A 408-nucleotide genomic window follows, 5' to 3' on the forward strand; every position below is an offset into this window, starting at 1 on the left:
GTCTATCGGATGCTATCCCGCGACCGGCCGCGCGGCTAACGCTGTCAGCCGGCGCGGAAGCCTTGTCCACAGACAAGCCGCGTCAATCAAGAACCGAAACGATCGCCTTGGCGAGTTCGTCCATGCCGTCCTCGGGCAGGCCGGCGACATTGATGCGGCTGTCGCCGACCATGTAGACGCCGTGCTCGGCACGCAGTCGCTCGACCTGCGCTTCCGTGAGCCCAAGGCGGGAGAACATGCCGCGATGGCTGGCGACGAAATCGAAACGGTCGGAATTCGACTGCCGGCGCAGCGCCTCGGCGAACTGCACGCGTAGCCTGAGCATGCGCAGCCGCATCTCTTCAAGTTCGGCTTCCCAGTCGGCGCGCAAGGCGGCATCTTCGAGCACGATGCGCACGGCCGCCGCAC

The 408-nt window shown here is 65.9% G+C and carries 1 protein-coding gene; it reads right to left on the minus strand.

Translation table 11 applies throughout. The features are described from left to right. Positions 1–82: 82 nt before the first annotated feature. Positions 83–408, minus strand: a 326-nt coding sequence (locus EN893_RS37805; protein ID WP_128362351.1) for an aminotransferase class I/II-fold pyridoxal phosphate-dependent enzyme, incomplete at its 5' end; no start/stop codon positions are given.

Origin of the sequence: Mesorhizobium sp. M7A.F.Ca.CA.004.04.2.1 (assembly GCF_004022825.1) — a bacterium.
Lineage (GTDB): Bacteria > Pseudomonadota > Alphaproteobacteria > Rhizobiales > Rhizobiaceae > Mesorhizobium.